This is a genomic window from Bradyrhizobium sp. Kon37, assembly GCF_055807535.1.
Genome location: NZ_JBVVOY010000247.1, coordinates 1 through 282, shown reverse-complemented (window position 1 = coordinate 282; position 282 = coordinate 1). Strand labels below are relative to the sequence as shown.

Annotated in this window: 1 protein-coding gene; it reads right to left on the bottom strand. The window is 53.5% G+C overall.

Annotated features, from left to right (window positions below):
- Positions 1–282: hypothetical protein (locus AC0L3J_RS38010; RefSeq protein WP_473350548.1), on the bottom strand; the 282-nt coding region annotated here is incomplete at both ends.

Sequence of the window (282 nt, the reverse complement as noted above, 5' to 3'; positions counted from 1 at the left end):
CCGGATGAAGGTTATAGATGTCCAGATCCATTGAACGGGCCAGTACGCCAGTGGCTACGTCGCGCGCCAGTGACGTCAGATCGTGTACGAAACCTTCGCCGCGATCGGTGAGGTTTCCGCCGCCAGCATTAGCACCGGAAGCCGTGCGAGTGATGTGTGAAACACGATTACCCTTCATCCGGCACACGCTAAACGCATTGAGGAAATTATCGCTGAAAATAAACCGCCCTTTTCTGTTTTCCGCGACAAATTCATCACCATGCCTGGCGGGCTGGATTATTC